We start from the raw sequence: 1,637 nt of genomic DNA on the forward strand, positions 1-1,637 counted from the left end.
CCGTCATGACAGTTTGCGTACCATTTTCAAAACCGAAGCCGGTGAAATAGTCCAACAGGTAATCCCTGCCGCTTCTTTTGACTTTGAAGTTACCCAATTGGATTTCAGTGCTCAATCTGCACCAGAAGCTTTAGCCAAATCACGCGCCTATGAAGTGGCCAACAGCAGTTTTGATTTATCGAAAGGGCCGTTGCTTCGTGTAGAGCTTATAAAAATAGCCGACTCACAGTATTATTTTATTTTTGTCATTCATCATATTATCAGCGATGGCTGGTCTGTTGATATCATCAGCAAGGAATTACAATCGCTTTATAAATCGTATAGTTTAGGAAGCGAACCGGCACTTTCACCGCTGCGTTTACAATACAAAGATTATGTATCCTGGTACCATTCGTATGTTGCGACTGCTTCCTATGAAGCTTCGCGTACCTATTGGCTGAATCGTTTTTCAGGTGAACTACCGGCTTTAGCATTGCCTTTTGCCAAAAATGGCGGGGATGCGCTGTCTTTTTCGGGAGCCTATTTACATCACAGTTTCAGCCCTGAAATCACTAAGGAATTAAAAACACTTTGTGCGGCACATCAGGTGACCACTTTTACGGGCATCATGAGTGTTTTGAGTAGTGTATTTTATCAACTTACCGGACAAACAGATCTGATTATCGGAACCGATACCGCCGGAAGAATACACCAGGATCTGGAGGATCAGGTAGGGTATTATTTAAATTTACTTCCGATTCGAATCGGTTTTTCAGCTGAAAACAGTTTTACCGAATTATTATCGACAGTACATCAGGAATTATTGGCAGGATACAGCCATCAGTCGTACCCGTTTGATACGCTGATTTCGGAATTGGGCTTACCAAGGATTATGGGTAAACTACCGCTATTGGATGTTTTGGTATTGTTCCAGAACTTCGAAAATGCATTAGGTTTTAACGATTTAATCGAAGACGTCTCCATTAGCAGTGAGACTATCGAAACACCAACAAGTCTGAACGATTTGCTATTGGAATTCAAAGAAAACAACGATACTTTATCATTAACCGTTCGTTACAATACAGCACTTTACAAGGCTGAACAATTAGAAGTTTTTATTAATTCTTTTGAAAATATTTTATCCAAAGTAATAGCCCATCCGGCGCAGGCTATTGAAAACTATAACATCCTGTCAGCATCAGAAGAAGCGACAATTCTAAATTTCAGCAAAGGAGAAACCAATGCCTATGAAGCAGCGTCTATCATTGATTTATTCAGAAAACAGGTTTCCAAAACGCCGAATTCAAAATGTCTAACTTATCAGGGAGAAAGTCTTAGTTATGAGCAGGTAGAAGCACTTTCGAATCAACTGGCGGATCAGTTAGTGAAAGAATATCAGATAAAAACCGGAAAAGTCATTGGATTAATGACTAATCGTGATTTTGATATGATTATTGCCATGCTCGGGGTTTTAAAATCCGGGGCAGCGTATATTCCTATTGACAAAGACTATCCTGCGGCACGTCAAAATTACCTGATAACAGACAGCGGATTAGACGTACTCATTGTAAGTCAGAATATAGAAATTGAAGCATCCGTTTCAAAACTGGAACTTACTATTTCAGAATTATCAAAATACGATAGTAGTTATAAAGGAA

The 1,637-nt window shown here is 39.5% G+C and carries 1 protein-coding gene; it reads left to right on the plus strand.

Features of this window, described 5'->3' with window-relative positions; all coding sequences use genetic code 11:
• On the plus strand, positions 1 to 1,637 hold a 1,637-nt coding region (locus GJU43_RS22675; protein WP_154344178.1), incomplete at both ends, for a condensation domain-containing protein.

Source organism: Flavobacterium sp. LC2016-23 (genome assembly GCF_009674775.1).
GTDB lineage: Bacteria > Bacteroidota > Bacteroidia > Flavobacteriales > Flavobacteriaceae > Flavobacterium.